This is a genomic window from Klebsiella sp. AqSCr, from assembly GCF_008452795.1.
Lineage (GTDB): Bacteria > Pseudomonadota > Gammaproteobacteria > Enterobacterales > Enterobacteriaceae > Klebsiella > Klebsiella pneumoniae.
Window position 1 is genome coordinate 118,534 of sequence record NZ_MJDM01000004.1, and the last position, 25,674, is coordinate 144,207.

At 57.8% G+C, this 25,674-nt stretch carries 25 protein-coding genes and 1 other RNA gene; 17 read left to right on the plus strand and 9 right to left on the minus strand.

Annotated elements, in window-relative coordinates:
* Positions 1-77 precede the first annotated feature (77 nt).
* The 5 genes from lon (at position 78) to BHE81_RS03180 (ending at position 6,033) form a co-directional block, all read left to right on the plus strand.
* Positions 78-2,432, plus strand: a complete 2,355-nt coding sequence (lon, locus tag BHE81_RS03160; protein ID WP_004151336.1) for an endopeptidase La — start codon at positions 78-80, stop codon at positions 2,430-2,432.
* A gap of 209 nt (positions 2,433-2,641) precedes the next feature.
* Complete coding sequence (gene hupB, locus BHE81_RS03165) at positions 2,642-2,914, plus strand: nucleoid-associated protein HU-beta (protein WP_002444653.1); 273 nt, start codon at positions 2,642-2,644, stop codon at positions 2,912-2,914.
* Between the two features lie 214 nt (positions 2,915-3,128).
* Positions 3,129-5,003 (plus strand): peptidylprolyl isomerase, encoded by a 1,875-nt coding sequence (ppiD, locus tag BHE81_RS03170; protein ID WP_023302234.1) that lies wholly within the window; start codon positions 3,129-3,131, stop codon positions 5,001-5,003.
* 148 nt (positions 5,004-5,151) lie between these two features.
* Positions 5,152-5,520: a helix-hairpin-helix domain-containing protein gene (locus BHE81_RS03175; RefSeq protein WP_002891859.1), complete on the plus strand. Its 369-nt coding sequence runs from the start codon at positions 5,152-5,154 to the stop codon at positions 5,518-5,520.
* A gap of 111 nt (positions 5,521-5,631) precedes the next feature.
* Positions 5,632-6,033 carry a YbgC/FadM family acyl-CoA thioesterase gene (locus BHE81_RS03180; RefSeq protein ID WP_002891860.1) on the plus strand — a complete coding sequence of 134 codons (402 nt, stop codon included), beginning with the start codon at positions 5,632-5,634 and terminating at the stop codon, positions 6,031-6,033.
* 111 nt (positions 6,034-6,144) lie between these two features.
* On the opposite strand, the gene queC is transcribed toward BHE81_RS03180, so the two are convergent.
* A complete protein-coding gene (queC, locus tag BHE81_RS03185) occupies positions 6,145-6,846 on the minus strand; it encodes a 7-cyano-7-deazaguanine synthase QueC (protein ID WP_002891863.1) in 702 nt (233 codons plus the stop codon).
* 66 nt (positions 6,847-6,912) lie between these two features.
* On the minus strand, positions 6,913-8,613 hold the full coding sequence (locus BHE81_RS03190; protein ID WP_023302233.1) for an SgrR family transcriptional regulator: 1,701 nt from the start codon (positions 8,611-8,613) through the stop codon (positions 6,913-6,915).
* A 127-nt stretch (positions 8,614-8,740) separates the two neighbouring features.
* On the opposite strand from BHE81_RS03190, the gene cof reads away from it, so the two are divergent.
* Positions 8,741-9,559, plus strand: a complete 819-nt coding sequence (gene cof / locus BHE81_RS03195) for an HMP-PP phosphatase (RefSeq protein WP_004151335.1) — start codon at positions 8,741-8,743, stop codon at positions 9,557-9,559.
* 44 nt (positions 9,560-9,603) lie between these two features.
* On the opposite strand, the gene BHE81_RS03200 is transcribed toward cof, so the two are convergent.
* Positions 9,604-10,656 (minus strand): PLP-dependent cysteine synthase family protein, encoded by a 1,053-nt coding sequence (locus tag BHE81_RS03200; RefSeq protein ID WP_009307943.1) that lies wholly within the window; start codon positions 10,654-10,656, stop codon positions 9,604-9,606.
* A 115-nt stretch (positions 10,657-10,771) separates the two neighbouring features.
* Here BHE81_RS03200 and BHE81_RS03205 point away from each other — a divergent pair, with 115 nt between their 5' ends.
* The 5 genes from BHE81_RS03205 to amtB all read left to right on the plus strand — a co-directional run bounded on the left by BHE81_RS03205 (position 10,772) and on the right by amtB (position 16,719).
* On the plus strand, positions 10,772-11,230 hold the full coding sequence (locus BHE81_RS03205) for an Lrp/AsnC family transcriptional regulator (RefSeq protein ID WP_002891873.1): 459 nt from the start codon (positions 10,772-10,774) through the stop codon (positions 11,228-11,230).
* A 43-nt stretch (positions 11,231-11,273) separates the two neighbouring features.
* Positions 11,274-13,046 carry a SmdA family multidrug ABC transporter permease/ATP-binding protein gene (locus BHE81_RS03210; protein ID WP_004147344.1) on the plus strand — a complete coding sequence of 591 codons (1,773 nt, stop codon included), beginning with the start codon at positions 11,274-11,276 and terminating at the stop codon, positions 13,044-13,046.
* Positions 13,039-14,817 carry a SmdB family multidrug efflux ABC transporter permease/ATP-binding protein gene (locus BHE81_RS03215; RefSeq protein ID WP_004147345.1) on the plus strand — a complete coding sequence of 593 codons (1,779 nt, stop codon included), beginning with the start codon at positions 13,039-13,041 and terminating at the stop codon, positions 14,815-14,817. The genes BHE81_RS03210 and BHE81_RS03215 overlap by 8 nt, the downstream gene beginning before the upstream one ends.
* Before the next feature lie 243 nt (positions 14,818-15,060).
* Complete coding sequence (gene glnK, locus BHE81_RS03220; RefSeq protein WP_002891893.1) at positions 15,061-15,399, plus strand: P-II family nitrogen regulator; 339 nt, start codon at positions 15,061-15,063, stop codon at positions 15,397-15,399.
* A 33-nt stretch (positions 15,400-15,432) separates the two neighbouring features.
* Positions 15,433-16,719, plus strand: a complete 1,287-nt coding sequence (gene amtB / locus BHE81_RS03225) for an ammonium transporter AmtB (protein WP_004152876.1) — start codon at positions 15,433-15,435, stop codon at positions 16,717-16,719.
* Positions 16,720-16,773: 54 nt separating this feature from the next.
* Here amtB and tesB read toward each other — a convergent pair whose 3' ends face one another.
* A complete protein-coding gene (gene tesB, locus BHE81_RS03230; protein ID WP_002891899.1) occupies positions 16,774-17,637 on the minus strand; it encodes an acyl-CoA thioesterase II in 864 nt (287 codons plus the stop codon).
* A gap of 216 nt (positions 17,638-17,853) precedes the next feature.
* Between tesB and BHE81_RS03235 the strand changes: the two genes are divergently transcribed.
* Positions 17,854-18,345, plus strand: a complete 492-nt coding sequence (locus BHE81_RS03235) for a YbaY family lipoprotein (RefSeq protein ID WP_002891903.1) — start codon at positions 17,854-17,856, stop codon at positions 18,343-18,345.
* Between the two features lie 37 nt (positions 18,346-18,382).
* On the opposite strand, the gene BHE81_RS03240 is transcribed toward BHE81_RS03235, so the two are convergent.
* On the minus strand, positions 18,383-18,694 hold the full coding sequence (locus BHE81_RS03240) for an MGMT family protein (protein ID WP_004142687.1): 312 nt from the start codon (positions 18,692-18,694) through the stop codon (positions 18,383-18,385).
* 67 nt (positions 18,695-18,761) lie between these two features.
* A complete protein-coding gene (locus BHE81_RS03245; RefSeq protein ID WP_004178755.1) occupies positions 18,762-19,169 on the minus strand; it encodes a dTDP-glucose pyrophosphorylase in 408 nt (135 codons plus the stop codon).
* 240 nt (positions 19,170-19,409) lie between these two features.
* Here BHE81_RS03245 and ffs point away from each other — a divergent pair.
* From ffs to BHE81_RS03260, 3 genes are all read left to right on the plus strand, one after another.
* An RNA gene (gene ffs / locus BHE81_RS03250) (signal recognition particle sRNA small type) lies at positions 19,410-19,506 on the plus strand.
* A 309-nt stretch (positions 19,507-19,815) separates the two neighbouring features.
* Positions 19,816-20,073: a hypothetical protein gene (locus tag BHE81_RS03255; protein WP_004147352.1), complete on the plus strand. Its 258-nt coding sequence runs from the start codon at positions 19,816-19,818 to the stop codon at positions 20,071-20,073.
* A complete protein-coding gene (locus BHE81_RS03260; RefSeq protein ID WP_004142688.1) occupies positions 20,070-20,285 on the plus strand; it encodes a hypothetical protein in 216 nt (71 codons plus the stop codon). The genes BHE81_RS03255 and BHE81_RS03260 overlap by 4 nt, the downstream gene beginning before the upstream one ends.
* Positions 20,286-20,419: 134 nt before the next feature.
* Here the strand turns inward: BHE81_RS03260 and BHE81_RS03265 are convergent, their stop codons facing one another.
* Entirely contained in the window at positions 20,420-21,847 is a 1,428-nt protein-coding gene (locus BHE81_RS03265) for a PLP-dependent aminotransferase family protein (protein ID WP_004191652.1), read from the minus strand.
* Positions 21,848-21,935: 88 nt separating this feature from the next.
* Between BHE81_RS03265 and BHE81_RS03270 the strand changes: the two genes are divergently transcribed.
* Positions 21,936-22,550: a YczE/YyaS/YitT family protein gene (locus BHE81_RS03270; RefSeq protein ID WP_004183194.1), complete on the plus strand. Its 615-nt coding sequence runs from the start codon at positions 21,936-21,938 to the stop codon at positions 22,548-22,550.
* A gap of 44 nt (positions 22,551-22,594) precedes the next feature.
* On the opposite strand, the gene BHE81_RS03275 is transcribed toward BHE81_RS03270, so the two are convergent.
* Positions 22,595-23,458, minus strand: coding sequence for a nickel/cobalt efflux protein RcnA (locus BHE81_RS03275; protein ID WP_023284740.1), 864 nt, complete (start codon positions 23,456-23,458; stop codon positions 22,595-22,597).
* 164 nt (positions 23,459-23,622) lie between these two features.
* Here BHE81_RS03275 and BHE81_RS03280 point away from each other — a divergent pair, with 164 nt between their 5' ends.
* On the plus strand, positions 23,623-23,895 hold the full coding sequence (locus BHE81_RS03280) for a metal/formaldehyde-sensitive transcriptional repressor (RefSeq protein ID WP_023316515.1): 273 nt from the start codon (positions 23,623-23,625) through the stop codon (positions 23,893-23,895).
* A gap of 34 nt (positions 23,896-23,929) precedes the next feature.
* Here BHE81_RS03280 and BHE81_RS03285 read toward each other — a convergent pair whose 3' ends face one another.
* Positions 23,930-25,489: an EAL domain-containing protein gene (locus tag BHE81_RS03285; protein WP_009307950.1), complete on the minus strand. Its 1,560-nt coding sequence runs from the start codon at positions 25,487-25,489 to the stop codon at positions 23,930-23,932.
* Positions 25,490-25,674 lie beyond the last annotated feature (185 nt).

Below are 25,674 nucleotides of genomic sequence, written 5' to 3' on the forward strand. Positions count from 1 at the left end.
GATTACATATTAACGACGATGCAGTGGAGTGTAGCGTCGTCGGCTACCTGGCGGACTTTAAACTAAGAGAGAGCTCTATGAATCCTGAGCGTTCTGAACGCATTGAAATCCCCGTATTGCCATTGCGCGATGTGGTGGTTTATCCGCACATGGTCATACCCCTGTTCGTAGGGCGGGAAAAATCTATCCGTTGCCTCGAAGCGGCCATGGACCATGATAAAAAAATCATGCTGGTTGCGCAGAAAGAAGCGTCGACGGATGAGCCGGGTGTAAACGATCTTTTCACCGTTGGAACCGTGGCGTCTATTTTGCAGATGCTGAAGCTGCCGGACGGCACCGTGAAGGTGCTGGTCGAAGGGCTGCAGCGTGCTCGCATTTCTGCGCTGTCTGATAATGGCGAGCATTTCTCGGCGAAAGCGGAGTATCTCGACTCGCCGGCGATTGACGAACGCGAGCAGGAAGTGCTGGTTCGCACCGCTATCAGCCAGTTTGAAGGCTATATCAAGCTGAACAAGAAGATCCCACCGGAAGTGCTGACGTCGCTGAACAGCATCGACGATCCGGCGCGCCTGGCGGATACCATCGCGGCGCACATGCCGCTGAAGCTGGCTGACAAGCAGTCTGTGCTTGAGATGTCCGACGTTAACGAACGTCTGGAATATCTGATGGCGATGATGGAATCGGAAATCGATCTGCTGCAGGTTGAGAAGCGCATTCGCAACCGCGTCAAAAAGCAGATGGAGAAATCCCAGCGCGAGTACTATCTGAACGAGCAAATGAAAGCGATTCAGAAAGAACTCGGCGAGATGGACGACGCCCCGGACGAAAACGAAGCGCTGAAGCGTAAGATCGACGCGGCGAAAATGCCGAAAGAGGCGAAAGAAAAAACCGAAGCGGAACTGCAGAAGCTGAAGATGATGTCGCCGATGTCTGCGGAAGCGACCGTCGTGCGTGGCTACATCGACTGGATGGTGCAGGTGCCGTGGAATGCGCGCAGTAAGGTCAAAAAAGACCTGCGTCAGGCCCAGGAGATCCTCGATACCGATCACTATGGCCTGGAGCGCGTGAAGGATCGCATCCTTGAATATCTCGCGGTGCAGAGCCGGGTGAACAAAATCAAGGGGCCAATCCTTTGTCTGGTGGGACCGCCGGGGGTAGGTAAAACCTCGCTGGGTCAATCCATCGCCAAAGCGACCGGACGGAAATACGTTCGTATGGCGCTTGGCGGCGTGCGCGATGAAGCGGAAATCCGCGGTCATCGTCGGACCTACATTGGCTCGATGCCGGGCAAACTGATCCAGAAAATGGCGAAAGTGGGGGTCAAAAACCCGCTGTTCCTGTTGGACGAGATCGACAAAATGTCTTCCGACATGCGCGGCGACCCGGCTTCCGCGTTGCTTGAGGTGCTGGATCCGGAACAGAACGTGGCCTTTAACGACCACTACCTGGAAGTGGATTACGATCTCAGCGACGTGATGTTCGTGGCGACTTCCAACTCCATGAACATTCCGGCGCCGCTGTTGGACCGTATGGAAGTGATTCGTCTCTCCGGCTATACCGAAGATGAAAAACTGAACATCGCCAAACGTCATCTGCTGCCGAAGCAGATCGAACGTAACGCGCTGAAGAAAGGCGAGCTGACCGTCGACGATAGCGCCATTATCGGCATTATTCGTTACTACACGCGGGAAGCGGGGGTACGTAGCCTGGAGCGTGAAATCTCCAAGCTGTGCCGCAAGGCCGTTAAGCAACTGCTGCTGGATAAATCGCTGAAACACATCGAAATTAACGGTGAGAATCTGCATGATTATCTCGGCGTACAGCGCTTCGACTATGGCCGCGCCGATAGTGAGAACCGCGTCGGTCAGGTGACCGGTCTGGCGTGGACGGAAGTGGGCGGCGATCTGCTGACCATCGAAACCGCCTGCGTGCCGGGCAAAGGCAAGCTGACCTACACCGGCTCGCTTGGCGAGGTGATGCAGGAGTCGATTCAGGCTGCGCTGACGGTGGTACGTTCGCGGGCTGACAAGCTGGGCATTAACGCCGACTTCTACGAGAAGCGTGACATTCACGTGCACGTGCCGGAAGGGGCGACGCCTAAGGATGGTCCGAGCGCGGGTATTGCCATGTGCACGGCGCTGGTCTCCTGCCTGACCGGTAACCCGGTACGCGCTGATGTGGCGATGACCGGTGAAATCACTCTGCGTGGTCAGGTGCTGCCGATCGGCGGTCTGAAGGAAAAACTGCTGGCGGCGCATCGCGGCGGCATTAAGACTGTTCTGATTCCTGATGAGAACAAACGCGACCTTGAAGAAATTCCGGATAACGTTATCGCCGATTTGGATATCCATCCGGTGAAACGAATCGAGGAAGTTCTGACACTTGCGCTGCAGAACGAACCGTTCGGCATGCAGGTTGTGACCGCGAAATAGTGATTCTGCGCAAATTGCGCTAATAAAAATAGGGCTGGTAAGTCATTTCGGACTTGCCAGCCTTTTTTTGTGTAGCTAACTTAGATCGCTGGCAGGGGGGTCATCGACAACTGCTGTTGTAAGGGCATGACAGTCCTGATATAACTGCTGCGCGGTCGCACTATGAAGGACTCAGGTGCGATATAAATTATAAAGAGAGGAAGAGAACAGTGAATAAATCTCAACTGATTGACAAAATTGCTGCGGGTGCGGACATTTCTAAAGCTGCAGCTGGACGTGCGTTAGATGCTTTAATCGCTTCTGTTACTGAATCTCTGCAGGCTGGGGATGACGTTGCGCTGGTAGGTTTTGGTACCTTTGCTGTTAAAGAACGTGCCGCCCGTACTGGTCGCAACCCGCAAACAGGTAAAGAAATTACTATCGCTGCCGCAAAAGTGCCGGGCTTCCGTGCTGGTAAAGCGCTGAAAGACGCGGTGAACTGATCGGCTTTCCCGTCAGGGAATGTGACGAAGTACAAGGGCGCATCGTGAGATGTGCCTTTTTTATTGCCTTTTCAGACCACTTTATGTGTGTTTATCGCCACTTGTGGGCTGACAATCACCCTGTTTTCTTGTCAAAATACGTCCTCACGCGCGGCGGCCATCACGTGCTATGCTGCGCGAGCTAAAGTCATCTACAGCGGAGCGTTGTTACACCATGATGGACAACCTACGCACGGCCGCCAACAGCGTCGTGCTCAAGATTATTTTCGGTATCATTATCGTCTCGTTCATTTTGACCGGGGTGAGTGGTTACCTGATTGGCGGTGGCAAAAACTATGCCGCAAAAGTGAATGGCCAGGAGATTGGCCGTGGGCAGTTTGAAAACGCCGTCGCCAGCGAACGTAACCGTATGCAGCAGCAGCTTGGCGATCAATTCTCCGAGCTGGCGGCGAACGAAAACTACATGAAAACCATGCGCCAGCAGGTGCTGAACCGCCTGATCGATGAGTCGCTTCTGGATCAGTATGCCCGCGAGCTGGGCCTCAGCATCAGCGATGAGCAGGTGAAGCAGGCGATCTTCCAGACCCAGGCGTTCCAGACGAACGGTAAGTTCGACAACCAGCGTTTCAGCGGTATTGTCGCCCAGATGGGGATGACCACCGATCAGTACGCCCAGGCGCTGCGTAACCAGCTGACCACGCAGCAGCTGATTAACGCCATTGCGGGTACCGACTTCATGCTGCCGGGCGAGTCCGATCAGCTGGCGGCGCTGGTATCTCAACAGCGGGTGGTCCGCGAAGCGACCATCAACGTAAATGCCCTGGCGGCAAAACAGACCGCCAGCGATGAGGAAATCAACGCCTTCTGGCAGCAGAATCAGGCCCGTTTTATGGCGCCGGAGCAGTTCCGCGTCAGCTACATCAAAATGGATGCCGCCAGCATGCAGGAGAGCGCCTCTGACGAAGAGATTCAGTCATGGTACGACCAGCACAAGGATCAGTTCACTCAGCCGCAGCGCAACCGCTACAGCGTGATTCAGACCAAAACTGAAGCCGATGCGAAAGCGGTACTGGCCGAGCTGCAAAATGGAGCGGACTTCGCCACGCTGGCGAAAGAAAAATCGACCGATATTATCTCTGCCCGCAACGGTGGCGATATGGGGTGGATGGAAGATGCCTCTACCGTGCCTGAGTTGAAAGATGCCGGGCTGAAAGAGAAAGGCCAGCTGTCTGGCGTGATCAAATCCTCGGTTGGCTTTTTGGTAGCTCGTCTGGACGACGTCCAGCCGGCGCAGGTGAAGCCGCTGGCTGACGTGCGTAATGACATTGCGGCGAAAGTGAAGCAGGAAAAAGCGTTGGATGCTTACTACGCGCTGCAGCAGAAGGTGAGCGATGCGGCCAGCAACGATAATGAATCGCTGGCGAGCGCAGCGCAGGTCGCCGGGATGAAGGTCGTAGAAACCGGCTGGTTTGGCCGCGATAACCTGCCGGAGGAGCTGAACTTTAAACCGGTCGCTGACGCTATTTTCAACGGCGGTCTGGTGGGTGAGAACGGCGCGCCGGGCAGCAACTCCGATATCATTACCGTTGACGGCGATCGCGCTTTTGTTCTGCGCATTAGCGAACACAAAGCCGAGGCGGTGAAGCCGCTGGCCGAAGTGAAGGCACAGGTTAGCGATATCGTTAAGCACAATAAAGCGGAACAGCAGGCGAAACTGGAGGCCGACAAGCTGCTGGCGGAGCTGAAAGACGGCAAAGGCGATGAAGCGATGAAGGCGGCTGGCCTGAGCTTTGGCGCGCCGCAGACGCTTTCTCGTACCGGCCAGGATCCGCTGAGCCAGCTGGCATTTACCCTGCCGCTGCCGCAGCAGGGTAAACCGGTCTACGGCGTGGGCAGCAATATGCAAGGCGATGTGGTGCTGGTAGCGCTGGATGAGGTGAAAGCCGGCAGCATGCCGGAAGAGCAGAAGAAGGCCATGGTTCAGGGGATCACCCAGAACAATGCCCAAATCGCTTTCGAAGCGCTGATGAGCAACCTGCGCAAGGCGGCGAAAATTAAGCTCGGCGACAGCATCGACCAGCAGCAGTAATTTCGCGTCGTCTCGCAAAAATGAGCAACACGATGTAATCCTCAAGGGCCGCTTTCGCGGCCCTTTCCATTTCTGTGATTTGCCTTTTGTCGACCATCCGCACTGACGCTATCGTGACCTTGCTGTCTACACACAAGGAGATATCAGCATGAAATATGGAATAAAAGCACTGATGGCCGCGGGCGTTCTGGTTTTTGCGGTAGGGGTACAGGGGGCGCTGGCGGCACCCGCCAGCGGCAAAGCGGCGGTGAATAAAGAAAATGTGCAGGCGTCCTCTTCGGCGAAGGCGGAAGCGGTGCCCGGCGAGTCTGACATCGGGGCGACAAAGGTCAGCATTAACCGCGCCAGCGCCGAACAGCTGGCGCAGGCGTTGAATGGCGTAGGATTGAAAAAAGCCCAGGCTATTGTCAGCTACCGCGAAGAGTACGGGCCGTTCAAAACCCTCGATGATCTGAAGCAGGTCCCGGGAATGGGGAGCGCGTTGGTGGAGCGCAATTTAGCCCATCTGACGCTGTAAATTTTATGCCAGACCTTGCACAGCGGTGATTTTTTGCCAGGATAAAGAGGTTGCATCAAGTGGTGTGACCTCTTACCTCATAAACAACAATAACAGAAAGGCATTAGTGCTATGCAGACACAAATTAAAGTTCGCGGCTATCATCTGGACGTCTACCAGCATGTGAACAACGCTCGCTACCTGGAGTTCCTTGAGGAAGCCCGCTGGGACGGCCTGGAAAACAGCCCCGCGTTTCAGTGGATGATGGAGAAAAACATCGCCTTCGTGGTGGTGAATATCAATATTAACTATCGTCGTCCGGCGGTACTGGGCGATGTGCTGACGGTGAGCAGCAAACTGGAGCAACTCAACGGCAAAAGCGGCACCCTAAGCCAGGTGGTCACCCTCAACCCCAATGGCGAAGTAGTGGCCGATGCGCTGATTACCTTCGTTTGTATCGATTTGAAAACCCAGAAGGCGCTGCCGCTGGAAGGGGAATTGCGTGCGAAACTTGACCAGATGAACCTGCGCTGACAACCGTCGTGCGAGTGGCGGGCCCACGGCAGGTGATGAACCCGTAGCCCCGGTAAGCATCGCGCCACCGGGGAATTTGAGTCAAAGCTCCGGTAAATCGATCCCCGGAGATTATGCCTGCGCCAGTCCGGTTTTTTGCTGCATAACCGCCATTACCCCGACCTTGTCCGCCAGATACTGGTTGAGTCCGTTTGCGCGCAGGTTACAGGCGGCGCACTGGCCGCAACCATCGCCCTTAATGCCGTTGTAGCAGGTGAGGGTTTCCCGGCGCACCAGATCCAGCTGACCCCAGTAGTCGGCGAGCGCCCAGGTCTCGGCTTTATTCAGCCACATCAGCGGCGTCTCAAAGCGAATGTCTTTCGCCATCCCCAGGCTGACGGCGTGGTGCAGCGCTTTGACAAACTCATCGCGGCAGTCCGGGTAGCCGGAGAAGTCGGTCTCGCACACGCCGGTGATGATGGCTTCGGCTTTTACCTGATAGGCGTAGATTGCCGTCAGGGTTAAAAACAGAATATTACGCCCGGGGACAAAGGTGTTGGGAATACCCTCGGCATCAGGCTGATAGTCCGGTACCGGAATGTTATCGCGGGTCAGGCTGCTGACTGCCAGTTCGTTGAGCAGAGTGACGTCCAGCACTTTATGCGCGACGGCGCCCAGTTTCAGGGCGAGTTCGCGCGCAACGTCGATTTCCGCGCGGTGGCGTTGGCCATAATCAAAAGTGACGCAATGCACTTCATCATACTGTTGCAGAGCCTGCACCAGACAGGTGGTTGAATCTTGTCCTCCGCTGAAGACAACTACGGCGCGTTTCATGGCAATTCCTGACTAAATGAATAAAGGCGATATGGTAGCGCCAGACGCCCTCCATCACCAGCTCTCTCACGTCGACGAGGCCGGCAGCCAGGCGCTGGCGAAGTCGAACCAGCCCCGGGCGTTGAGGCGCAGACCATTGACCCCCGGTGGCGCGCTGATCCGATAGTTATACTTGAACAGCGGCGTCATGATGGCGTCTTCCATCAGGCTGTTAAATACGTTGCGCAGCGCATCGTTGCGGCTGCGAGCGTCGGGCTGAGACTGCACCGCGTCTAATGTCGCCTGCAGATGAGCATATTGCGCCCCGGTCAGCAAATTAGGCCACAGCATATCGCAGCGCAGCCACTGTTCCAGGGCGTACTCCGGCGCTTCGCCGATCAGACGGTCGCCCATCATCAGGTCGGCCTGCCCCAGATGCTGGCAGCCTTCCCAGTTTTTAGCGTCGTGGAACAGGAGCGTCAGCTCGCAGCCCAGCAGAGCCAGACGTTGCCTCAGCTGTTCGGCCATCGCATGTAGCTCGACCGGCAGATGATAGAGCAGGGTGAGCCTGGCCGGCAGCGGTACCGCGTTGTTTGTCGGTCCCTGCGGGATGGACCATCCCGGCAGCACCTCATGGCTTGGCGTAATCAGATCCTCCTCCAGCGGCAGCGTATCCAGTAGCGACGAGTGATGGATTATCGACACCAGCCGCTGGGCCTGCGCTTTGCTAAGCCGAGGGCTGTGGCGCAGGGTCAAATAGCAGAAGCCAAGGCTGATACGGTTGCTGACCTGACGCAGATTATGCAGCTCTGCGCGATCGCCGATGGTGATCTGCACCGGATGGCGGCAGCTGGTGCCGAGATCGCGGTCAAAGAGCTGAGGAGTGATCCAGTACTCCACCGCCTGGATCAGCGGATGCTGCAGGTGGTAGCGGGGATGGTTTTCCAGGCGGACGAGTTCCGGACTAAACCGCTTCAGGCGGAACGGTCCGCAGCCAATGGCCGGATCGTCGGGATGCGCCAACACGCTGCAGTAGCTGGCGAGGCGGAACGGCAGCCAGTAGTCAGGGCGATGCAGGGTTATTGTTAAACACTGGGCATGGGTGACATCGATACGGCTGATGCTGGCGAAGAGGGTCCACAAGGCGGGCAGCTCAAGCAGCAGCAGTAACCGCTGTCGCAACTGCGCGGTTTCCACCGTATCGCCATTGTGCCAGCACAGCGTGGAGCGGATATAAAAATGCCAGCGCAGGCCGTCCGGGGAGACCTGCCAGTGGTGCGCCAGATCGCCGATCGGCATATTGTCGCCTTCGTCGAAGCGCGTCAGCCCGGCATAGATTTGTCCGGCCAGATGCTGCTCGGCGCGGCCGGGGAGAAAGCCGGGACGCAGCGGCTCCAGCGGGCGATAGTAAGGAATACGCAGCGTGGGGGTATTGTTTTGCCACTGACCGCCGAGGAAGGGATGGAGCAGGGCTTTCAGCTCCACCGGGGCAAGCTGCGCCAGCTCCAGCGCGATTTGCTGCTGACCGTTGTTCAGCGCCTGCTCCATCATCTCGTTGCGCAGACTTTCCGGGGTTTTGTGAAATGAGAGCTGTCCGCGTTTGCCGCGCCCGGAGCTGGCCTGCCAGCTTAGCCACCCGGCCTCCTGCGCCTGACGCAGCAGAGTACGGACGTGGCGCTCGCTGCAAAAACAGCGCTCCGCCAGTTCGCCGACGGTGACCTGCTGCGGCGCCCCGGCTGAGGGTTGCCACAATCGCTGGTACTGATTTAAACGGTGTAAGAGTCGCATGGGGGTCGTCGTCCACCGGGCCGCTGTAAACCCGGAACAATTAATAATATCTATTCACTATTACTTCCGTATATCCCAGGTGATACTGCAAGACAAGCGAAGCCCATCACACATCGGGGAATATACCATGGCAAAACTGGCGGCATTTGATATGGACGGCACCCTGCTGATGCCGGACCATCGTCTTGGAGAAAAGACGCTTTCCGCGCTGAAACGGCTGCGTGAGCGCGATATCACCTTGACCTTCGCCACCGGCCGCCATGTACTGGAGATGCACCATGTGATTGGCGAATTTTCCCTTGATGCATTTCTGATCACCGGCAACGGGACGCGCATCCATTCGCTGGAAGGGGAGGAGCTTTATCGCCAGGATCTCGCTCCCGAAGCGGCGGAAGCGGTGCTGCACGGCAAATGGGATACCCAGGCCAGCATGCACGTCTTTAACGATGGCGGCTGGTTCACCGGCCAGGCAAGGCCTGAATTGTTGCAAGCGCATGTATTCAGCGGCTTTCACTATCAACTGTGCGATCTGAAGCGCATGTCGGCGCAGCATGTCACCAAGATCTGTTTCTGCGGCGATCATGACGATTTGCGCCGTCTGCGGATCCAGCTGAATGAGACGCTGGGCGATCGCGCATTTCTCTGCTTCTCGGCAATGGACTGTCTGGAGGTGCTGCCGGTTGGCTGCAATAAAGGCGCGGCGCTGGCGGTGCTCAGCCAGCATTTAGGCTTCACCCTGCAGGAGTGCATGGCCTTCGGCGATGCGATGAACGACCGCGAGATGCTGGGCAGCGTTGGGCGGGGGTTCATCATGGGCAACGCGATGCCGCAGCTGAAAGCCGAGCTGCCGCATCTGCCGGTAATTGGCGACTGTCGGAATCAGGCAGTCTCCCATTTTTTAACTCATTGGCTGGATAATCCTGATCTTCCTTATTCCCCCGAATAGAGAGACCCTTCCAGCAAGCCAGATAGGCTTCTATCTGGCTTTTTTTATCGCCTTTCGACCAGACCGGCGATCTCCGCCTGCCAGGGCGCAATATCGCCGATATTGTCCGCCACCCACTGCGGGTTGTAATAGCTTTCCAGGTAACGCTCGCCGCTGTCGCACAGGAGTGTCACTATCGAGCCGGTGCGACCTTCCTCGCGCATCCGCGCGGCCAGCTGCAATACGCCCCACATATTAGTGCCGGTCGAGGCGCCGACCTTGCGCCCAAGCTGCGTTTCCAGCCACAGGGCGGTGGCTACGCTCGCCGCATCCGGCACGCGCAGCATCTCATCGACAACGTCGGGAATAAACGACGGCTCGACGCGCGGCCGTCCGATGCCTTCAATTTTGCTGCCGACCGGGCTGCGCAGGCTGGCGTCGCGGGTCTGCCAGTAATCGAGGAACACCGAATTCTGCGGATCAACGACCATCAGCTGCGTCTCGTAGCCCTGGCTGCGAATATAGCGGCCAATGGTCGCTGAGGTGCCGCCGGTGCCGGCGCTCATGACGATCCATGACGGCTGCGGGTGCGGCTCATGGCTCATCTGGCGGAAAATACTGTCGGCGATATTGTTGTTGCCGCGCCAGTCGGTGGCCCGCTCGGCGAAGGTAAACTGATCCATATAATGGCCGTTCAGCTCGCGGGCCAGCGTTTCGGAAGCCGCGTAGATTTCGCCGGCGCTCTGCACAAAATGGCAGCGTCCGCCGTAGAACTCGATCTGTTCGATTTTGCGTCTGGCGGTGCAGGAGGGCATCACAGCGATAAACGGCAGCCCCAGCAGGCGGGCGAAATAGGCCTCCGAAACGGCGGTTGACCCTGAGGAGGACTCTATAATTGGCGTGCCTTCTTTGATCCAGCCGTTGCACAAGCCATAGAGAAACAGCGACCGCGCCAGGCGATGCTTCAGGCTGCCGGTGGGGTGGGTGCTTTCATCTTTCAGATACAGGTGGATGCCCGGAAAAGCGGGCAGCGGCAGACGGATCAGGTGCGTGTCGGCGGAGCGCTGATAGTCAGCGTTGATTTCGCTAATGGCATGTTTAACCCAGGCGCTATTCATCGTGATTTCCTGTTTGTCATTTTGTGCCTAGCTTAGCGGAAAGCGCAGGAAAAATTGTTGCCATTTAACCTGTGGATTACCATTATGAGAGCAAAATTTTCTCTGAGGATGCCCAATGCTAGATAAAATTGACCGTAAGCTGCTGGCGCTACTGCAGGAAGATTGCACCCTCTCTTTGCAGGCGCTGGCCGATGCCGTTAATCTGACCACCACGCCCTGCTGGAAACGCCTGAAACGGCTCGAAGACGAGGGTATTCTCCGCGGGCGCGTCGCCCTATTGGACGCGGAAAAGGTGGGGCTGGGGTTGACGGCGTTCGTCCTGATCAAGACCCAGCATCATAGCAGCGACTGGTACTGTCAGTTCGTGAGCGAAGTGACGCAGATGGCGGAAGTGCTCGGCTTCTGGCGGATGGCGGGGGAGTATGACTACCTGCTACGGGTGCAGGTGGCTGATATGAAACGCTATGACGACTTTTATAAACGTTTAGTGAACAGTGTGCCCGGTCTGTCGGATGTCACTTCGAGTTTTGCCATGGAACAGATAAAATATACCACCGCCTTGCCTGTCGAATAACGGTATTGCGCCGTAACCCATTACAAAATCAGGATTTTATTGCTTGCGATTATTTGCTCAACTCAGCTGGTACTTCCGCCGGGAGTGGCGCCGCTATCTTGGCGCAATTGCCCTGCTGGTCATTATTGCCGTCCTGCAGCTTATTCCACCGAAGGTGGTGGGCATTGTGGTCGACGGCGTGACGCAACAGCATTACACCGCGGAGAAGGTGTGGATGTGGATCGGCGCGCTGGTGCTGATCGCGGTGATGGTCTACCTGCTGCGCTATGTCTGGCGCGTGCTGTTGTTCGGCGCTTCTTACCAGTTGGCGGTTGAGCTGCGGGAAGATTTTTACCGGCAACTGAGCCGCCAGCATCCGGCGTTCTATTTGCGCCATCGCACCGGGGATCTTATCGCCCGCGCCACCAATGACGTGGACCGGGTGGTGTTTGCCGCTGGCGAAGGAGTATTAACCCTGGTGGATTCCCTGGTGATGGGCTGTGCGGTATTGATTGTAATGTCGACGCAGATTAGCTGGCAGCTTACTCTGCTGGCGCTGCTGCCGATGCCGCTGATGGCCCTGGCGATCAAACGTAACGGCGATGCGCTTCACGAACGTTTTCGCGTTGCTCAGGCGGCCTTTTCCAGCCTCAACGATCGCACGCAGGAGAGCCTGACCAGCATCCGCATGATTAAGGCGTTTGGGCTGGAGGATCGCCAGTCGGCGCAGTTTGCTGCCGATGCTGCCGATACCGGCGCGAAAAACATGCGCGTGGCACGCATTGACGCCCGCTTCGACCCCACCATCTATATCGCCATCGGGGCCGCTAACCTGCTGGCCATCGGCGGCGGCAGCTGGATGGTGATCCACGGCAGCCTGACCCTGGGCCAGCTGACCAGCTTCGTGATGTATCTTGGCCTGATGATCTGGCCGATGCTGGCGCTGGCGTGGATGTTTAACATCGTGGAGCGCGGTAGCGCGGCCTATGGTCGTATCCGCACGATGCTTGAAGAGGCGCCGGCGGTGGATGACGGGACCGAGGCGGTGCCGGCAGGCCGCGGCGTCCTGCAGGTTGCTATCCGCGATTTCATCTATCCGCAGGCGAGCAAACCTTCGCTGGAGCAGGTAAATTTTACTCTCCAGCCGGGGCAAATGCTGGGCATCTGCGGGCCGACGGGCGCCGGCAAAAGCACCATTCTGGCGCTGCTGCAGCGCCATTTTGACGTCACTCACGGCGAGATCCGCTTTCACGATCTGCCGCTGCCGATTCTGCAGCTCGACAGCTGGCGCGCCCGGTTGGCGGTGGTCAATCAGACGCCATTTTTATTCTCCGATACCGTCGCCAATAATATCGCGCTGGGAAAACCGGACGCGACGCAGGCGCAGATTGAGCGGGTTGCTCAACTGGCCAGCGTGCATGACGACATTCTGCGTCTGCCTCAGGGCTACGAGACCGAAGTGGGCGAGCGCGGCGTGATGCTCTCCGGCGGCCAGAAACAGCGCATCTCTATTGCTCGCGCCCTGCTGCTGGAGGCCGAAATTTTGATCCTCGACGATGCCTTATCGGCGGTGGATGGCCGCACCGAGCACCAGATCCTGCATAACCTGCGCCAGTGGGGGGAGGGGCGGACGGTCATTATCAGCGCCCACCGCCTGTCGGCGCTCACCGAGGCCAGTGAAATTTTGGTACTGCAGCATGGGCATATTGCCCAGCGAGGCCGCCACGAGGCGCTGGCCGTGCAGCCCGGCTGGTACCGCGACATGTATCGATATCAGCAGCTGGAGGCCGCGCTCGACGAGGTTCCGCAGACGCAAGAGGAGGCCCTGGATGCGTAGCTTTACCGAACTCTGGCCGACGCTTAAACGCCTGCTGGCCTATGGTTCACCGTGGCGCAAGCCGTTGGCCATCGCGGTGGCGATGATGTGGATTGCGGCGGCGGCGGAAGTGAGCGGCCCGCTGCTTATCAGCTATTTCATCGACAACATGGTGGCGAAACATACGCTGCCGCTGAAGCTGGTGGCCGGCCTGGCGGTAGCCTATATCGGCCTGCAGTTGCTGGCGGCGCTCCTGCACTATAACCAGTCGCTGCTGTTTAACCGCGCCGCGGTCGGCGTCGTCCAGCAGTTGCGCAGCGACGTGATGGATGCCGCCCTGCATCAGCCGCTCAGCGAGTTTGATACCCAGCCGGTTGGGCAGCTTATCTCACGGGTAACCAACGATACGGAAGTCATTCGCGATCTGTACGTGACGGTGGTGGCTACGGTACTGCGCAGCGCCGCGCTGATCGGCGCGATGCTGGTGGCGATGTTTAGCCTCGACTGGCGGATGGCGCTGGTGGCGATCGCGATTTTCCCGGCGGTGCTGATCGTGATGATTATCTATCAGCGCTATAGCACGCCGATCGTGCGGCGGGTGCGCGCCTGGCTTGCCGACATCAACGATGGCTTCAACGAAGTGATCAACGGCATGGGCGTCATCCAGCAGTTCCGCCAGCAGGCGCGCTTTGGCGAACGGATGCGCGAGGCCAGCTATGCCCACTATCTGGCGCGGATGCAGACGCTGCGCCTGGACGGTTTTCTGCTGCGCCCGCTGCTGAGCCTTTTTTCCTCGCTGGTGCTGTGCGGGCTGCTGATGCTGTTCGGCTTTAGCGCGGTGGGCACGATCGAGGTTGGGGTCCTGTACGCGTTTATCAGCTATCTTGGACGCCTTAACGAGCCGCTTATCGAGCTGACCACCCAGCAGTCGATGCTGCAGCAGGCGGTGGTCGCCGGCGAGCGCGTTTTCGAGCTGATGGATCGCCCGCGCCAGGCGTGGGGTAGGGATGACGCGCCGCTGAGCAGCGGTCGGGTGGAAATTGACCATCTCTCCTTTGCTTACCGGGGGGACCGTCTGGTTCTCCAGGATATCACGCTGGATATTCCCTCCCGCAGCTTCGTGGCGTTGGTCGGACATACCGGCAGCGGAAAAAGTACCCTCGCCAGTCTGATGATGGGCTATTACCCGTTAACCCACGGCGAGATCCGCATCGATGGTCGACCGCTCGCATCCCTCAGCCACAGCGCGTTGCGTCGGGGCATCGCGATGGTGCAACAGGATCCCGTAGTGCTGGCGGATACCTTTTACGCCAACGTCGCGCTGGGCCGGGACATCAGTGAGGCGCAGGTTTGGGAAGCGCTGGAGGCGGTGCAGCTGGCGGCGGTGGCGCGCAGCATGAGCGATGGGCTGTACACCCAACTGGGCGAGCAGGGCAATAATCTCTCCGTCGGGCAGAAGCAGCTGCTGGCGCTGGCTCGCGTGCTGGTGGACACCCCGCAGGTACTGATTTTGGATGAGGCGACGGCAAACATCGACTCCGGTACCGAGCAGGCGATCCAGCAGGCGCTGGCGAAGGTCCGCCAGCATACCACCCTCGTGGTTATTGCCCATCGGCTGTCGACCATTGTGGAGGCCGATACCATCCTGGTTCTGCATCGAGGTCAGGCTGTCGAGCGGGGCACCCATCAGCAGCTGCTGGCGGCGAAAGGCCGCTACTGGCAGATGTATCAGCTGCAGCTGGCCGGCGAAGAGCTGGCGGCCAGCGCCAGAGAGGAGTCGCTCAGCGCCTGATGCACCACCAGCAGGCAGGGAACGCTGGGCGGCCTGCCATGGTGCAAAAACGTTACATCAAATGCACCGTTGTGGTGCATTTTTGCGCGCCAGGCGCCGTTGCGCAGGATATTGCCTGACCTGTCCCCTGTTTTTTGCCATCAAAGGGCCGCTTTGCGGCCTTTTTTCATTTCTGGCATAGCCCTTGCTTTATATCCATCGTGTTAGCTGCGGCCATTACCGAATACTGACTGGAGGGGACTTATGAAGCTGGTTACCGTGGTAATCAAACCATTCAAACTGGAAGACGTGCGTGAAGCTTTGTCTTCCATCGGCATTCAGGGCCTGACGGTCACTGAAGTCAAAGGATTTGGCCGTCAGAAAGGTCACGCGGAGCTCTACCGCGGCGCCGAGTATAGCGTCAACTTTCTGCCAAAAGTGAAGATTGATGTGGCGATTGCCGACGATCAGCTGGATGAAGTCATCGATGTCATCAGCAAAGCGGCTTACACCGGAAAAATTGGCGACGGCAAAATTTTCGTCGCTGAATTGCAGCGCGTCATTCGCATCCGTACCGGCGAAGCTGACGAAGCGGCACTGTAATTTCCAGACCACACAGTGATGGGGAACGAAACAATGAAAATGGCAACAATGAAATCGGGTCTGGGGGCATTAGCCCTTCTGCCGGGGCTGGCGATGGCCGCGCCTGCGGTGGCGGACAAAGCCGATAACGCGTTTATGATGATTTGCACCGCGCTGGTTCTGTTTATGACTATCCCGGGGATTGCGCTGTTTTACGGCGGCCTGATCCGCGGTAAGAACGTTCTGTCCATGCTGACTCAGGTGATTGTCACCTTTGGCCTGGTCTGCGTATTGTGGGTGATTTATGGCTATACCCTGGCCTTCGGCACCGGCGGCAGCTTCTTCGGCAGCTTTGACTGGGTGATGCTGAAAAATATTGAGCTGAAAGCGCTGATGGGCACCTTCTATCAGTATATCCACGTGGCCTTCCAGGGCTCGTTCGCCTGCATCACCGTCGGGCTGATTGTCGGGGCGCTGGCGGAACGTATTCGTTTCTCCGCGGTACTGATCTTCGTGGTGGTGTGGATGACACTCTCCTACGTGCCGATTGCGCATATGGTTTGGGGCGGCGGTCTGCTGGCGACCCATGGCGCGCTGGACTTCGCCGGCGGCACCGTTGTGCACATCAACGCCGCGGTCGCCGGGCTGGTCGGCGCCTATATGATGGGCAAACGCGTGGGCTTCGGCAAAGAAGCGTTCAAACCGCATAACCTGCCGATGGTGTTCACTGGCACCGCTATCCTCTACGTGGGCTGGTTCGGCTTCAACGCCGGCTCTGCCAGCGCAGCGAATGAAATTGCGGCCCTGGCGTTCGTTAACACCGTCGTGGCGACCGCTGCGGCTATCCTGGCGTGGACCTTTGGCGAATGGGCTCTGCGCGGCAAACCTTCACTGCTGGGCGCCTGCTCCGGGGCAATTGCCGGTCTGGTTGGCGTTACGCCGGCGTGTGGTTATATCGGTGTCGGCGGGGCGCTGATCGTCGGTATCGCCTCTGGCCTGGCGGGTATCTGGGGCGTGACTGCGCTGAAACGCTGGCTGCGTGTGGATGATCCTTGCGACGTCTTCGGCGTTCACGGCGTCTGCGGCATCGTCGGCTGTATCCTGACTGGTATCTTCGCGGCGACTTCTCTGGGCGGCGTCGGTTATGCGGAAGGCGTCACCATGGGCCATCAACTGCTGGTGCAACTGGAAAGTATCGCCATCACCGTGGTCTGGTCCGGCGTTGTGGCGTTCATCGGCTACAAAGTGGCGGATATGACCGTCGGGCTGCGCGTGCCGGAAGAGCAGGAGCGCGAAGGGCTGGACGTCAACAGCCATGGCGAAAATGCCTATAACGCCTGATAAAAAAGCCATTCTCTCCTGATAGCGAAAAGCCTCCCGTCCGGGAGGCTTTTTTTATGCGTTGCGGTTGCGCATCACCCCTTCCTGAACCGTTGAGGCAACCAGCGTGCCATCCTGGGTGTAGAATTCGCCGCGAACGAAGCCGCGGGCGCTGGAGGCCGAGGTGCTTTCGACGCTATAAAGCAGCCATTCATTAATATTAAACGGCCGGTGGAACCACATAGAGTGGTCTATGGTGGCGACCTGCATGCCGGGCTCAAGGAAACCAACGCCGTGCGGCTGCAGCGCCACCGGCAGGAAGTTAAAGTCTGAAGCATAGCCCAGCAGATACTGATGAATACGCAGATCGTCAGGGACGGCGCCGTTGGCGCGCAGCCAGACCTGGCGCACCGGTTCGGCGATATGGCCTTTCATTGGGTTATGAAACTCCACCGGACGGATCTCCAGCGGTTTATCGCAGAGGAATTTGTCTTTCACCTGCGGCGGCAGGAGATGCGCCAGCTTGCGAGCGATATCGGTTTCCGAAGGCAGGCCGTCAGGGGAGGGGGCGGCCGGCATTGCTTTCTGATGCTCATAGCCATTCTCTGGCGCCTGGAAGGAGGCGGTCATATAGAAAATCGGCTTCCCGTTCTGGATGGCGGCGACCCGACGGGCGCTGAAGCTGTTGCCGTCGCGCAGCACCTCCACATCGTAAACGATCGGCTTCTGGCTATCGCCGGGGCGAAGAAAGTAGCTGTGAAACGAATGAACCAGACGCTCAACGGGCACGGTCTCTTTTGCCGCATACAGCGCCTGACCCACTACCTGGCCGCCAAAAACCTGACGTAACCCCAGGTCTTCGCTCTGCCCGCGAAACAACCCTTCCTCAATTTTTTCCAGATCTAATAATGCCAGCAGGTTAGAGAGTGCCTGACTCATACTTATCCTCAATTAACAATAGCGGCGCAGCGCGCGTAATGTGGCCAAGTATAACCTGGAATCGCAAGTGGTCCGATGGGTGTAATAATCTGAATAACGACCTGTTAACAGGAACAAATCTGAGATCTGTGCCACACTTATTGACGACACGAAAGTTCCTGCCGGCGAAGCGGCGGAACATCCTCCTGGGTATTAAGGGATGATAAGGAGAACATCATGAAATTTGCCTATATGTTTAGTGCCTTAGCCGTCGCCGCGACGCTGACCGCCTGTGCTAATCACCACTCGAACAATTCTTCGACGCAGGCGGCCGCGCCCGACCCTTACGGTATCGCGACGCTGAGCGTGGCGCAGCAGCAGCCGAGCGTCACGGGGACGATTAATATCCGCCAGAGAATCGCTTTACCGCCGGATGCGGTACTGACGGTGACCCTGTCGGATGCTTCTCTGGCAGATGCGCCAGCCCGCGTATTGTCGCAAAAAGCGGTGCGTACCGAAGGCAAACAGGCGCCATTTAACTTTGCGCTGCCTTACAACCCGGCAGATATTCAACCGAACGCTCGCATTCTGCTAAGCGCGGCGATCACGGTTAACGGCCAGTTGATGTTTATTACCGATACCGTGCAGACGGTAATAAACCAGGGCGGCACTCATGCCGACCTGACGCTGGTTCCGGTCCAGCAGACCGCCGTTCCTGTCGCCCAGTAAGCTCGCTACGCCCCCGGATGGGGGCTTTTTTTTGCCTTCAATAAACCCAGCGATAATGCTGGAGATCGATATGGCCGCTGCCGGAGACCTGCACACCCTCGGCCAGCAGCGCCTGACGCTGCCGCTGTAGATCGGGGCCGGTGAGGGAGATATCGCCATGGCGATTGACTACCCGATGCCATGGCAGGGTGGACCCTTCCGGCAGACGCTTCAATACGCCGCCCACCTGGCGCGCCGCGCGCGGTGAACCTGCCAGCCGGGCGACCTCGCCGTAGGTCGTGACATACCCTTCCGGTATCGACGCCACGATGTGCCAGACGCGTTGGGGAAATGTGTCGTGCGGAGCCATTTTCTGTCCTGTTACCGGCAAAACGTCAGCATAAGCGCTAAGCCAGGAGCTGTACAGCCGGCCTGGGTCAGGCGGCCTGTTCGACGGTGAACGTCAGAGCGAGGCCGAGGATCTGCATGCCATGGACATTGTCGGAGGCTGAGCTGGCGATGAGACTCTCAAGAAATTTCAACCGCTGCGAAGTGGCGTTGATGATCAGCCTCGCGCGCAGGCCCGGCATGGTTAACGACGAGATAGGGTACACCACCCGACCGCTGATATAGACCGGCAGCTTGCGTAGCTCCACCTGGCGCAGCACGCCGACGGTGGAATAGAGCAGCGCCAGCGGCGTAACCGCCCGCACCGGCGCGGGACTGATGGTCGCGAAGTCGAGCATTTTTTCAGGGCGCAGGTAGTTTACGCCCTGAAAGGCGATGGTCATCCCTTCAATAGCAGGTAAAGGCAGAGTGATGGTCTGTGGTGATGAGTCAGTCATTCGATTACCGTCGAGACAATGTACTGGTGATAAAAGAGGACGAAGAGGATAAGTATGGTGGATAACCCGGATGTGTGCTGAGCGCGGGCTCGCAATCTCACAGGCTGACCGTGAGTGGCTGGTTTTATTCGCGTTATTGCGCAATAAACCAGCAGGCGGACGGTGTGAGCTTGCAATTCACCAGGTCAGCAGGGATAATGCGCCAGCGCGTTAGGCAACTAACGCTCTCAATGGGGGCTCTGTTGGTTCTCCCGCAACGCTACTCTGTTTACCAGGTCAGGTCCGGAAGGAAGCAGCCAGAGCAGACGACGTGTGTGCCGGGATGTAGCTGGCAGGGCCCCCACCCATTTCTCCCGCCTGGTGTTTCCCTTATATTTGTCCGGTTTTTACTCCTGCAATAATTAATTTCTGATAAAGATCGCATATTAGTTTTTGTTGTTAAAACCCCCTTCTTTTATTCCATAATATTTACTTGTCATAAATCTGAAATACTACTGAAATATTAATGTCATTTGCATGTCATAAATAAAGCGCATCTTACTGATGGGAATTTGTTGCCAGGCTCATGCTGTAAAATATATCTCTGGATCAGCATGTTAACTTCGTGTATTAATTATGATGATTTTATTGCACGGGAAGCGTAGCTATGACCACAGTGGTTTTGAATGTAAAAATTGACGCAGAGCTAAAAGAAAAGTTGCGTCATTTTGCGGAAGTTAATAACGAGAACCTGGGAACGGCAACGGAAAAGCTGCTGCAGCTGGCTTTTCAGCTGGAGGAGTCAGCAGGTGAGGCGGGGGTGACGGAAGAGGACATTGACAGCCAGCATACCGAAGAGGAAGCAACGCCACTTACCCCTAAAGAAATCAAAGCATTAAGAAAACTTCTGAAGAAGAAAAAATGAAACAACAATTCTCTACAGCCAGCAACTATAGCGAAGCTTGCGATATGTTGCGCTCAGGATACGTAAAACACGTCCGCCTGAACTGGAATATCGGTAGTGATGAGTTCTTTCGCATTGCTTCCGACTGGTGTGACACCGGCGCTAAAATCAAAAAAGATGAAGATGGCTTTATTATTTCCCTGAAAGGGTTTCCTATTCCGCGCCAGCATTAATGAAATTGCCTTCTTTCTGTCATTGGGTTGCCATAACCAGAGGGCAGGATAGCCAGGCAATTTTATAAAAACATCTCATATACCTCATGGATGAAGGCCATTTGACGGGCTGAAGTCAGCCCGTCGCTATTTTCTTATATTATTTTTCGCAAACGTGTATTTTCCTTCTGTTCAGCAAGGCTTTGCCACAGCGGTTGTAGCGTGGAGAAGGCCCGGCGCAATGCTTCATCCGGCAGCGTAAACGGCAGACGTAAATAGCGATCGAACGCCCCTTCCAGCCCAAACCGCGTACCGGTGCCGATATGGATCCCCTGGCTTTCCGCACGCGCAGAGAACAGGGTGGCCAGCATGTCAGGAAGTTCCACCCAAAAAGAGAGCCCACCTTCCGGTGGCGAAAACCGCCAGCGGGGAAAATATTCCGCCATCAGCGTTTCGCACATGTCCCGGCGCGCCTTGAGCATATCCCGCCGCGGCGGCAGCAGTGTGGCGGCATTTTCCAGTAGCCAGCAGCAAGCCAGTTGCTCCAGCAGCGGCGTACCCAAATCCAGCGAATCGCGGGCCTGAATAAGCGAGGCGATGGTCCGTGCGCTGGCGCGGATCCAGCCGATACGTAGTCCCCCCCAGAAGCTTTTCCCGGCCGAACCAATGGTGAGCACCGCGGCATCGGGATTGAAGCTGGCCAGCGGTGGGGGCGGCGGCGCGTTATACCAAAGGTCGGCCATGGTCTCGTCGATTACCAGCGTTGTTCGCGTCCTGGCGGCGATGTCCGCAACCCGCTGGCGGGTGGGGGCATCCATACAGCGTCCGGTGGGGTTGTGAAAATCCGGCATCAGCCACGCCAGCCGTGGCGCAGTCTGCGCAATAGTCGCCGCCAGTCCATCGCAGTCCCATCCCTGCTGCGGAAGCGCAACCCCGACGGGGCGGCAGGAGGCGCCCTGAATGGCGCTGATGGCCATCGGATAGGTGGGGGCGTCAATAACCACCCGATCGCCCGGCCCGGTGAACAGGCGCAGGATCAGCGCGAAGGCGCTGAGCGCGCCGTTGACCACCATCACCTCATCGGGCCGCGTCGGCAGACCGCGTTCGCTGTAGCGCCGGGCAATCGCCTCCCGCAGCACCGGCAGCCCCTGCTGGTCATAGCCAGTCTGTGCGAGATAGGGCGGCAGCAGGGTCATAGCGTGCTGGAAGGCCTGATGGACCTCCGGCCCGGCGCTGAGGGCGGCGGTAGATAGATTAAGCGTAGATGAGATGCCGGCAGGCAGAGGAAGATCGGCGGGGCGTTCCGGCAAAACAATGCGTGACCCGCTCCCCTGGCGGCTGTAGAGAAAGCCCTCCTCCCGCAACTGGCCGAGGGCGCTGGCGATGGTGGTCCGGCTGACGTTCAGGGCCGCCGCCAACTCGCGCTCGCCGGGCAGGCGCGTTTGCAGCGTCAGGCGACCATCAAGGATCAGCAGGCGGAGCGCTTCCGCCAGCTGGCGCCATAGCGGCGTGCGTGAGCTGGTCTCCTGCCAGTTGCCGAGCAGGCGTACCAGCGATTGGGTTCCAAAGCGTCGGGCTGACATAGCGATCCACTTTTCCAAAACTGACCATTAATTATCAGTCCATTTTTGCTGATGATGAGGGCATTCGCAATGATGTTGAGGAAAAAATATGCTTCGTCGCCTGCTGCAGTTATATATTGGTCTGGTGCTTTACGGCGTGTCCACGGCGCTCTTCGTGCATGCCAATCTCGGCGCCGATCCGTGGGATGTTTTCCATCTCGGGGTGGCTAAACAGCTGGGTATCAGTTTCGGTACGGTGATTATCCTGACCGGCGCGGCGGTACTGCTGCTGTGGATCCCGATCCGGCAAATGCCGGGGCTCGGCACGGTGAGCAATGTCATCGTGCTGGGACTAGCGGCGGACGCCACGCTGGCCGTCCTGCCGCCGCTGGAGTCGATGGTGGCGCGCAGTGCGCTGCTGGCAGGAGCGATTGTGCTGAACGCTATAGCTACCGGAATGTATATTGGCGCGGGCTTTGGCCCCGGGCCGCGCGATGGCCTGATGACCGGTCTGCATGCTCGCACTGGTTGGTCACTGCGCGGTATCCGGACGGCGATCGAGCTTTCCGTACTGCTGATTGGCTGGCTGCTGGGGGGCAAATTTGGCGTCGGAACCGTCATCTACGCGCTGTCGATTGGGCCGCTGATCCAGCTGTGCCTACCGTGGTTCAGCCAGCCCGTCAGCCGCAACGCGGTCAGCCCTCCCCGGGAAATAGTCTCCTGAATTAACCCATCGCCCTCTTCATCACGGAGAGGGCCTTTCATCGCTTACAGGCCGCTCAGGCCATGAAGCATCATGTAGATCCCCACCACAATAATCAGTAAGCCTGAGAACCAGGGCGCCTTGCGCGAGAGGTCGTTAAGCCACGGCCAGCGGCGGGTGGCATGTTTAAGGCTCAGGGCGGCGATGGCCCCGGAAGCCACCAGCGTCAGCGCCAGACCAACGCTAAAGCCCAGCACCAGCGTGGCGCCCAGGGAGAATTTCTTCAGCTGTAAACAGATAAGCAGCACGGTAATGGACGCCGGGCAGGGGATCAGCCCCCCGGTCAGGCCAAACAGCACGATCTGCCCGGTCGTCACCTGGCGGCCATCAAAGCGCCGGTTGATCTCCTGAGCATGAGCCCGCTGATGCGCGTCCTGCCACTCCTCCGCCACCAGCGGCGCGGCGGATGAGGACGCATGGTGATGGTCATGGCGGTGATCATGGTCATGGCGGTGATCATGGTCATGGTGGTGATCATGTTCATGGTGGTGCTCATGTTCATGGTGGTGCTCATGGTGCGTGTGAGGCTGCGATTCGCGCCAGGTGCGCCAGAGCATCCAGCAGGCAATCAGCACAATGACAATCCCTGAGACCAGCTGAAACCAGGGTTCAGAGGTTTGGGCGTTCCAGCCGCGGCCAAACCACAGGCCGGCCATGGCGATCAGCCAGACCACCGCCGTATGGGAAACCGTGGCCGCCAGCCCCAGCAGTACCGCCTGTTTTAACGTTCCCCGCACCGCCACGATAAAGGCGGCCATCATCGTTTTTGAATGGCCCGGTTCAAGGCCGTGCAGCGCGCCGAGCAGTATTGCGCTGGGTATAAACAGCCAGGCATTGCCCTGCTGCAGAAGGGAAGTGAAATCGTTCATATCGGGATCCTTGCCAAAAGTGCGTTTATCCTACTCCCCCCCAGTAGTAAAATACTACCCCCCAGTAGAAAAAGCGGCTGACAAAAGGGATCATGGTATGCTGGCAGGCGTTACTGATGATGAAGGTCGGTAATCACGGACAGAATGAAACGGTGGATCGTGCAATGTCACATACAGTTCGACACAAAAAGATGTTACTGACCCGGCTGAAGAAAATTCAGGGGCAGAGTACCGCGTTAGAGAAAATGCTTAATCGCGAGCATGAGTGCGCTGAGGTGCTACAGCAGCTGGCGGCGATTCGCGGCGCGGTCAACGGTATGATGCTGCAGGTTATTCAGGGGCATCTTACCGACCATGTGGTGAAAGAGCCTGACGAGAAGCAGCGCGAAGCGGATCTGGAGACGGTGATGCAGGTGATTAAATCCTATCTGAAGTAGCGCCCCCTGACGTTCCGCTCAAGCCACCCGCCGCTTAATGCGCATGGAGGTTATGCTCTGCCCACAGAATGAACTGCTCTTTTGGCAGCGCTTTGCTGTAAAGCCACCCCTGGGCGTACTGAACGCCGTGCTGGCGCAGCCAGTCGCGCTGGCTTTCGGTTTCCACCCCTTCGGCGACGGTGGCCAGATTGAGCGCTTTGGCCATTTCAATAATGTGCGGCGTCAGCGGCCGGTACTCGAGGGTATCGACAAAAGATTTATCGATTTTCAGCGTGTCGACGTCCAGTTTCTGCAGATAGCTCAGGCTGGAGTAGCCGGTGCCAAAGTCATCAATCGAGATCCGATGCCCGGCCTGACGGTAGTGAGCGATCACCGGCATGGTGGTCTCCGGGTCGACAAACCCGCGCTCGGTGATTTCAAGGATGATCTGTTCGGCAGCGATCCCCCAGTGCTGCAGCTGATCGTGTAACAACGTCGGTAGGGTGGGCGAGCGTAAATCATCTACCGACAGGTTGATGGATATGTGCACTTCCGGCCGCTGCCGCAGCCAGGGACCGAGATCGGTAAAAATTTTCCTGACGATATCTTCCGTCAGCTGCGTGATGAGCCCGGTCTGCTCGGCCAGGGGAATAAAGATATCCGGCGATAAAAAAGTGCCATCGGGCTGCTGCCAGCGGGCCAGGGCCTCGGCCCCGGCAATTTTCCCGTCCTGCAACGAAATAATCGGCTGATAGTGAACCTGAATCGCTTCGGAATTGAGGGCGTCCAGCATGCTGTTGCGCGGTGAGCGCAGGTGCCTTAGCAGACGCAGCAGCAGCCAGGTGGCGAGCAGGCTGGTGAAAATGCCGGCAGGGAGCCAGAAGAACAGCTGCTGTCGAATGCGCTGCTGCAGCGGCAAGGTTGAAGACCAGGTTACGATGCCAGAGCCCAGCTCGGGAATGCGCTGGATCCGGTAGACTGTGTTATCCAGAGTAAGCATATCCACATGCGGATCTTTAATGCGTTGCCAGACTTTCGCCGGCAGCGGCTGACTGCTGATCACCATTTTCTGGTGGTCCAGGCCAAACAGCATGGTATGGATCTTCTCTTCGCTGGCGGGAACGACATCAATAAAGGAGACGGGGTCGATCATCACCATGTGCTGCCGGCTGCCCATGGCCGTCATCTGATGATCGAGGCCAAGATCGTTAATTGAGGTCAGCCAGGTGCGATAGCCGTCGGGGGCAATATGGTCCGGCGGGGGGAAGGTGACCGCGACGCTATGGTCTTCCAGGGAGGAGCATTGCGGCACGGAATCACGCAGCCAGAGCACTTCCTGAATGTAGCGATGGGTATAGGCGATGCGGCGGAGCGTAAGCAGATGTTCAGGGCTACAGGAGGCGGCGGTGTGTGCGTCAGCCTCTCGTAACGCTTCCCGGGCCTGGTCGGCAACCTGCAGCGTCCGAACGACGATACGGTTGGAATAGTCATCCAGTTCACGATAGAACTGCATTTTGGCCTGCCGCGCCGCCTGCCAGATGCTGAGTGAAATGGGCAGGATGATGGCCAGTATCAGCACTCCTGTAAACAGCGCCATCAGATGCCGGGTCCTCATGCCTGTGTCCTTATCGTTCGCCGGGTGTCATCAGTATATGCGAAAGATAATTCGGGTGCAGCGGGAGAAAACGCGTCGTTTGGGGAAAAAGCCGGCATCACAACAGGCTGCGATGCCGGGAGAGAAGGATGATTCCGATGTAGCAGAATAAAAATGAGGGTGTGAATGCCGGGCAGGGTGTGTTC

Bases quoted from the DNA above. Each gene is read 5' to 3' on its own strand.
- BHE81_RS03235 (WP_002891903.1), top strand. From the start codon at position 17,854: ATGAAATTTGCCTATATGTTTAGTGCCTTAGCCGTCGCCGCGACGCTG.
- amtB (WP_004152876.1), top strand. From the start codon at position 15,433: ATGAAAATGGCAACAATGAAATCGGGTCTGGGGGCATTAGCCCTTCTG.
- BHE81_RS03275 (WP_023284740.1), bottom strand. From the start codon at position 23,458: ATGAACGATTTCACTTCCCTTCTGCAGCAGGGCAATGCCTGGCTGTTT.
- BHE81_RS03205 (WP_002891873.1), top strand. From the start codon at position 10,772: ATGCTAGATAAAATTGACCGTAAGCTGCTGGCGCTACTGCAGGAAGAT.
- BHE81_RS03190 (WP_023302233.1), bottom strand. From the start codon at position 8,613: ATGCGACTCTTACACCGTTTAAATCAGTACCAGCGATTGTGGCAACCC.
- BHE81_RS03255 (WP_004147352.1), top strand. From the start codon at position 19,816: ATGACCACAGTGGTTTTGAATGTAAAAATTGACGCAGAGCTAAAAGAA.
- BHE81_RS03180 (WP_002891860.1), top strand. From the start codon at position 5,632: ATGCAGACACAAATTAAAGTTCGCGGCTATCATCTGGACGTCTACCAG.
- queC (WP_002891863.1), bottom strand. From the start codon at position 6,846: ATGAAACGCGCCGTAGTTGTCTTCAGCGGAGGACAAGATTCAACCACC.
- BHE81_RS03270 (WP_004183194.1), top strand. From the start codon at position 21,936: ATGCTTCGTCGCCTGCTGCAGTTATATATTGGTCTGGTGCTTTACGGC.
- lon (WP_004151336.1), top strand. From the start codon at position 78: ATGAATCCTGAGCGTTCTGAACGCATTGAAATCCCCGTATTGCCATTG.
- tesB (WP_002891899.1), bottom strand. From the start codon at position 17,637: ATGAGTCAGGCACTCTCTAACCTGCTGGCATTATTAGATCTGGAAAAA.
- BHE81_RS03240 (WP_004142687.1), bottom strand. From the start codon at position 18,694: ATGGCTCCGCACGACACATTTCCCCAACGCGTCTGGCACATCGTGGCG.
- BHE81_RS03200 (WP_009307943.1), bottom strand. From the start codon at position 10,656: ATGAATAGCGCCTGGGTTAAACATGCCATTAGCGAAATCAACGCTGAC.
- BHE81_RS03285 (WP_009307950.1), bottom strand. From the start codon at position 25,489: ATGAGGACCCGGCATCTGATGGCGCTGTTTACAGGAGTGCTGATACTG.
- BHE81_RS03215 (WP_004147345.1), top strand. From the start codon at position 13,039: ATGCGTAGCTTTACCGAACTCTGGCCGACGCTTAAACGCCTGCTGGCC.
- BHE81_RS03175 (WP_002891859.1), top strand. From the start codon at position 5,152: ATGAAATATGGAATAAAAGCACTGATGGCCGCGGGCGTTCTGGTTTTT.
- cof (WP_004151335.1), top strand. From the start codon at position 8,741: ATGGCAAAACTGGCGGCATTTGATATGGACGGCACCCTGCTGATGCCG.
- BHE81_RS03260 (WP_004142688.1), top strand. From the start codon at position 20,070: ATGAAACAACAATTCTCTACAGCCAGCAACTATAGCGAAGCTTGCGAT.
- BHE81_RS03265 (WP_004191652.1), bottom strand. From the start codon at position 21,847: ATGTCAGCCCGACGCTTTGGAACCCAATCGCTGGTACGCCTGCTCGGC.
- glnK (WP_002891893.1), top strand. From the start codon at position 15,061: ATGAAGCTGGTTACCGTGGTAATCAAACCATTCAAACTGGAAGACGTG.
- ppiD (WP_023302234.1), top strand. From the start codon at position 3,129: ATGATGGACAACCTACGCACGGCCGCCAACAGCGTCGTGCTCAAGATT.
- BHE81_RS03245 (WP_004178755.1), bottom strand. From the start codon at position 19,169: ATGACTGACTCATCACCACAGACCATCACTCTGCCTTTACCTGCTATT.
- BHE81_RS03280 (WP_023316515.1), top strand. From the start codon at position 23,623: ATGTCACATACAGTTCGACACAAAAAGATGTTACTGACCCGGCTGAAG.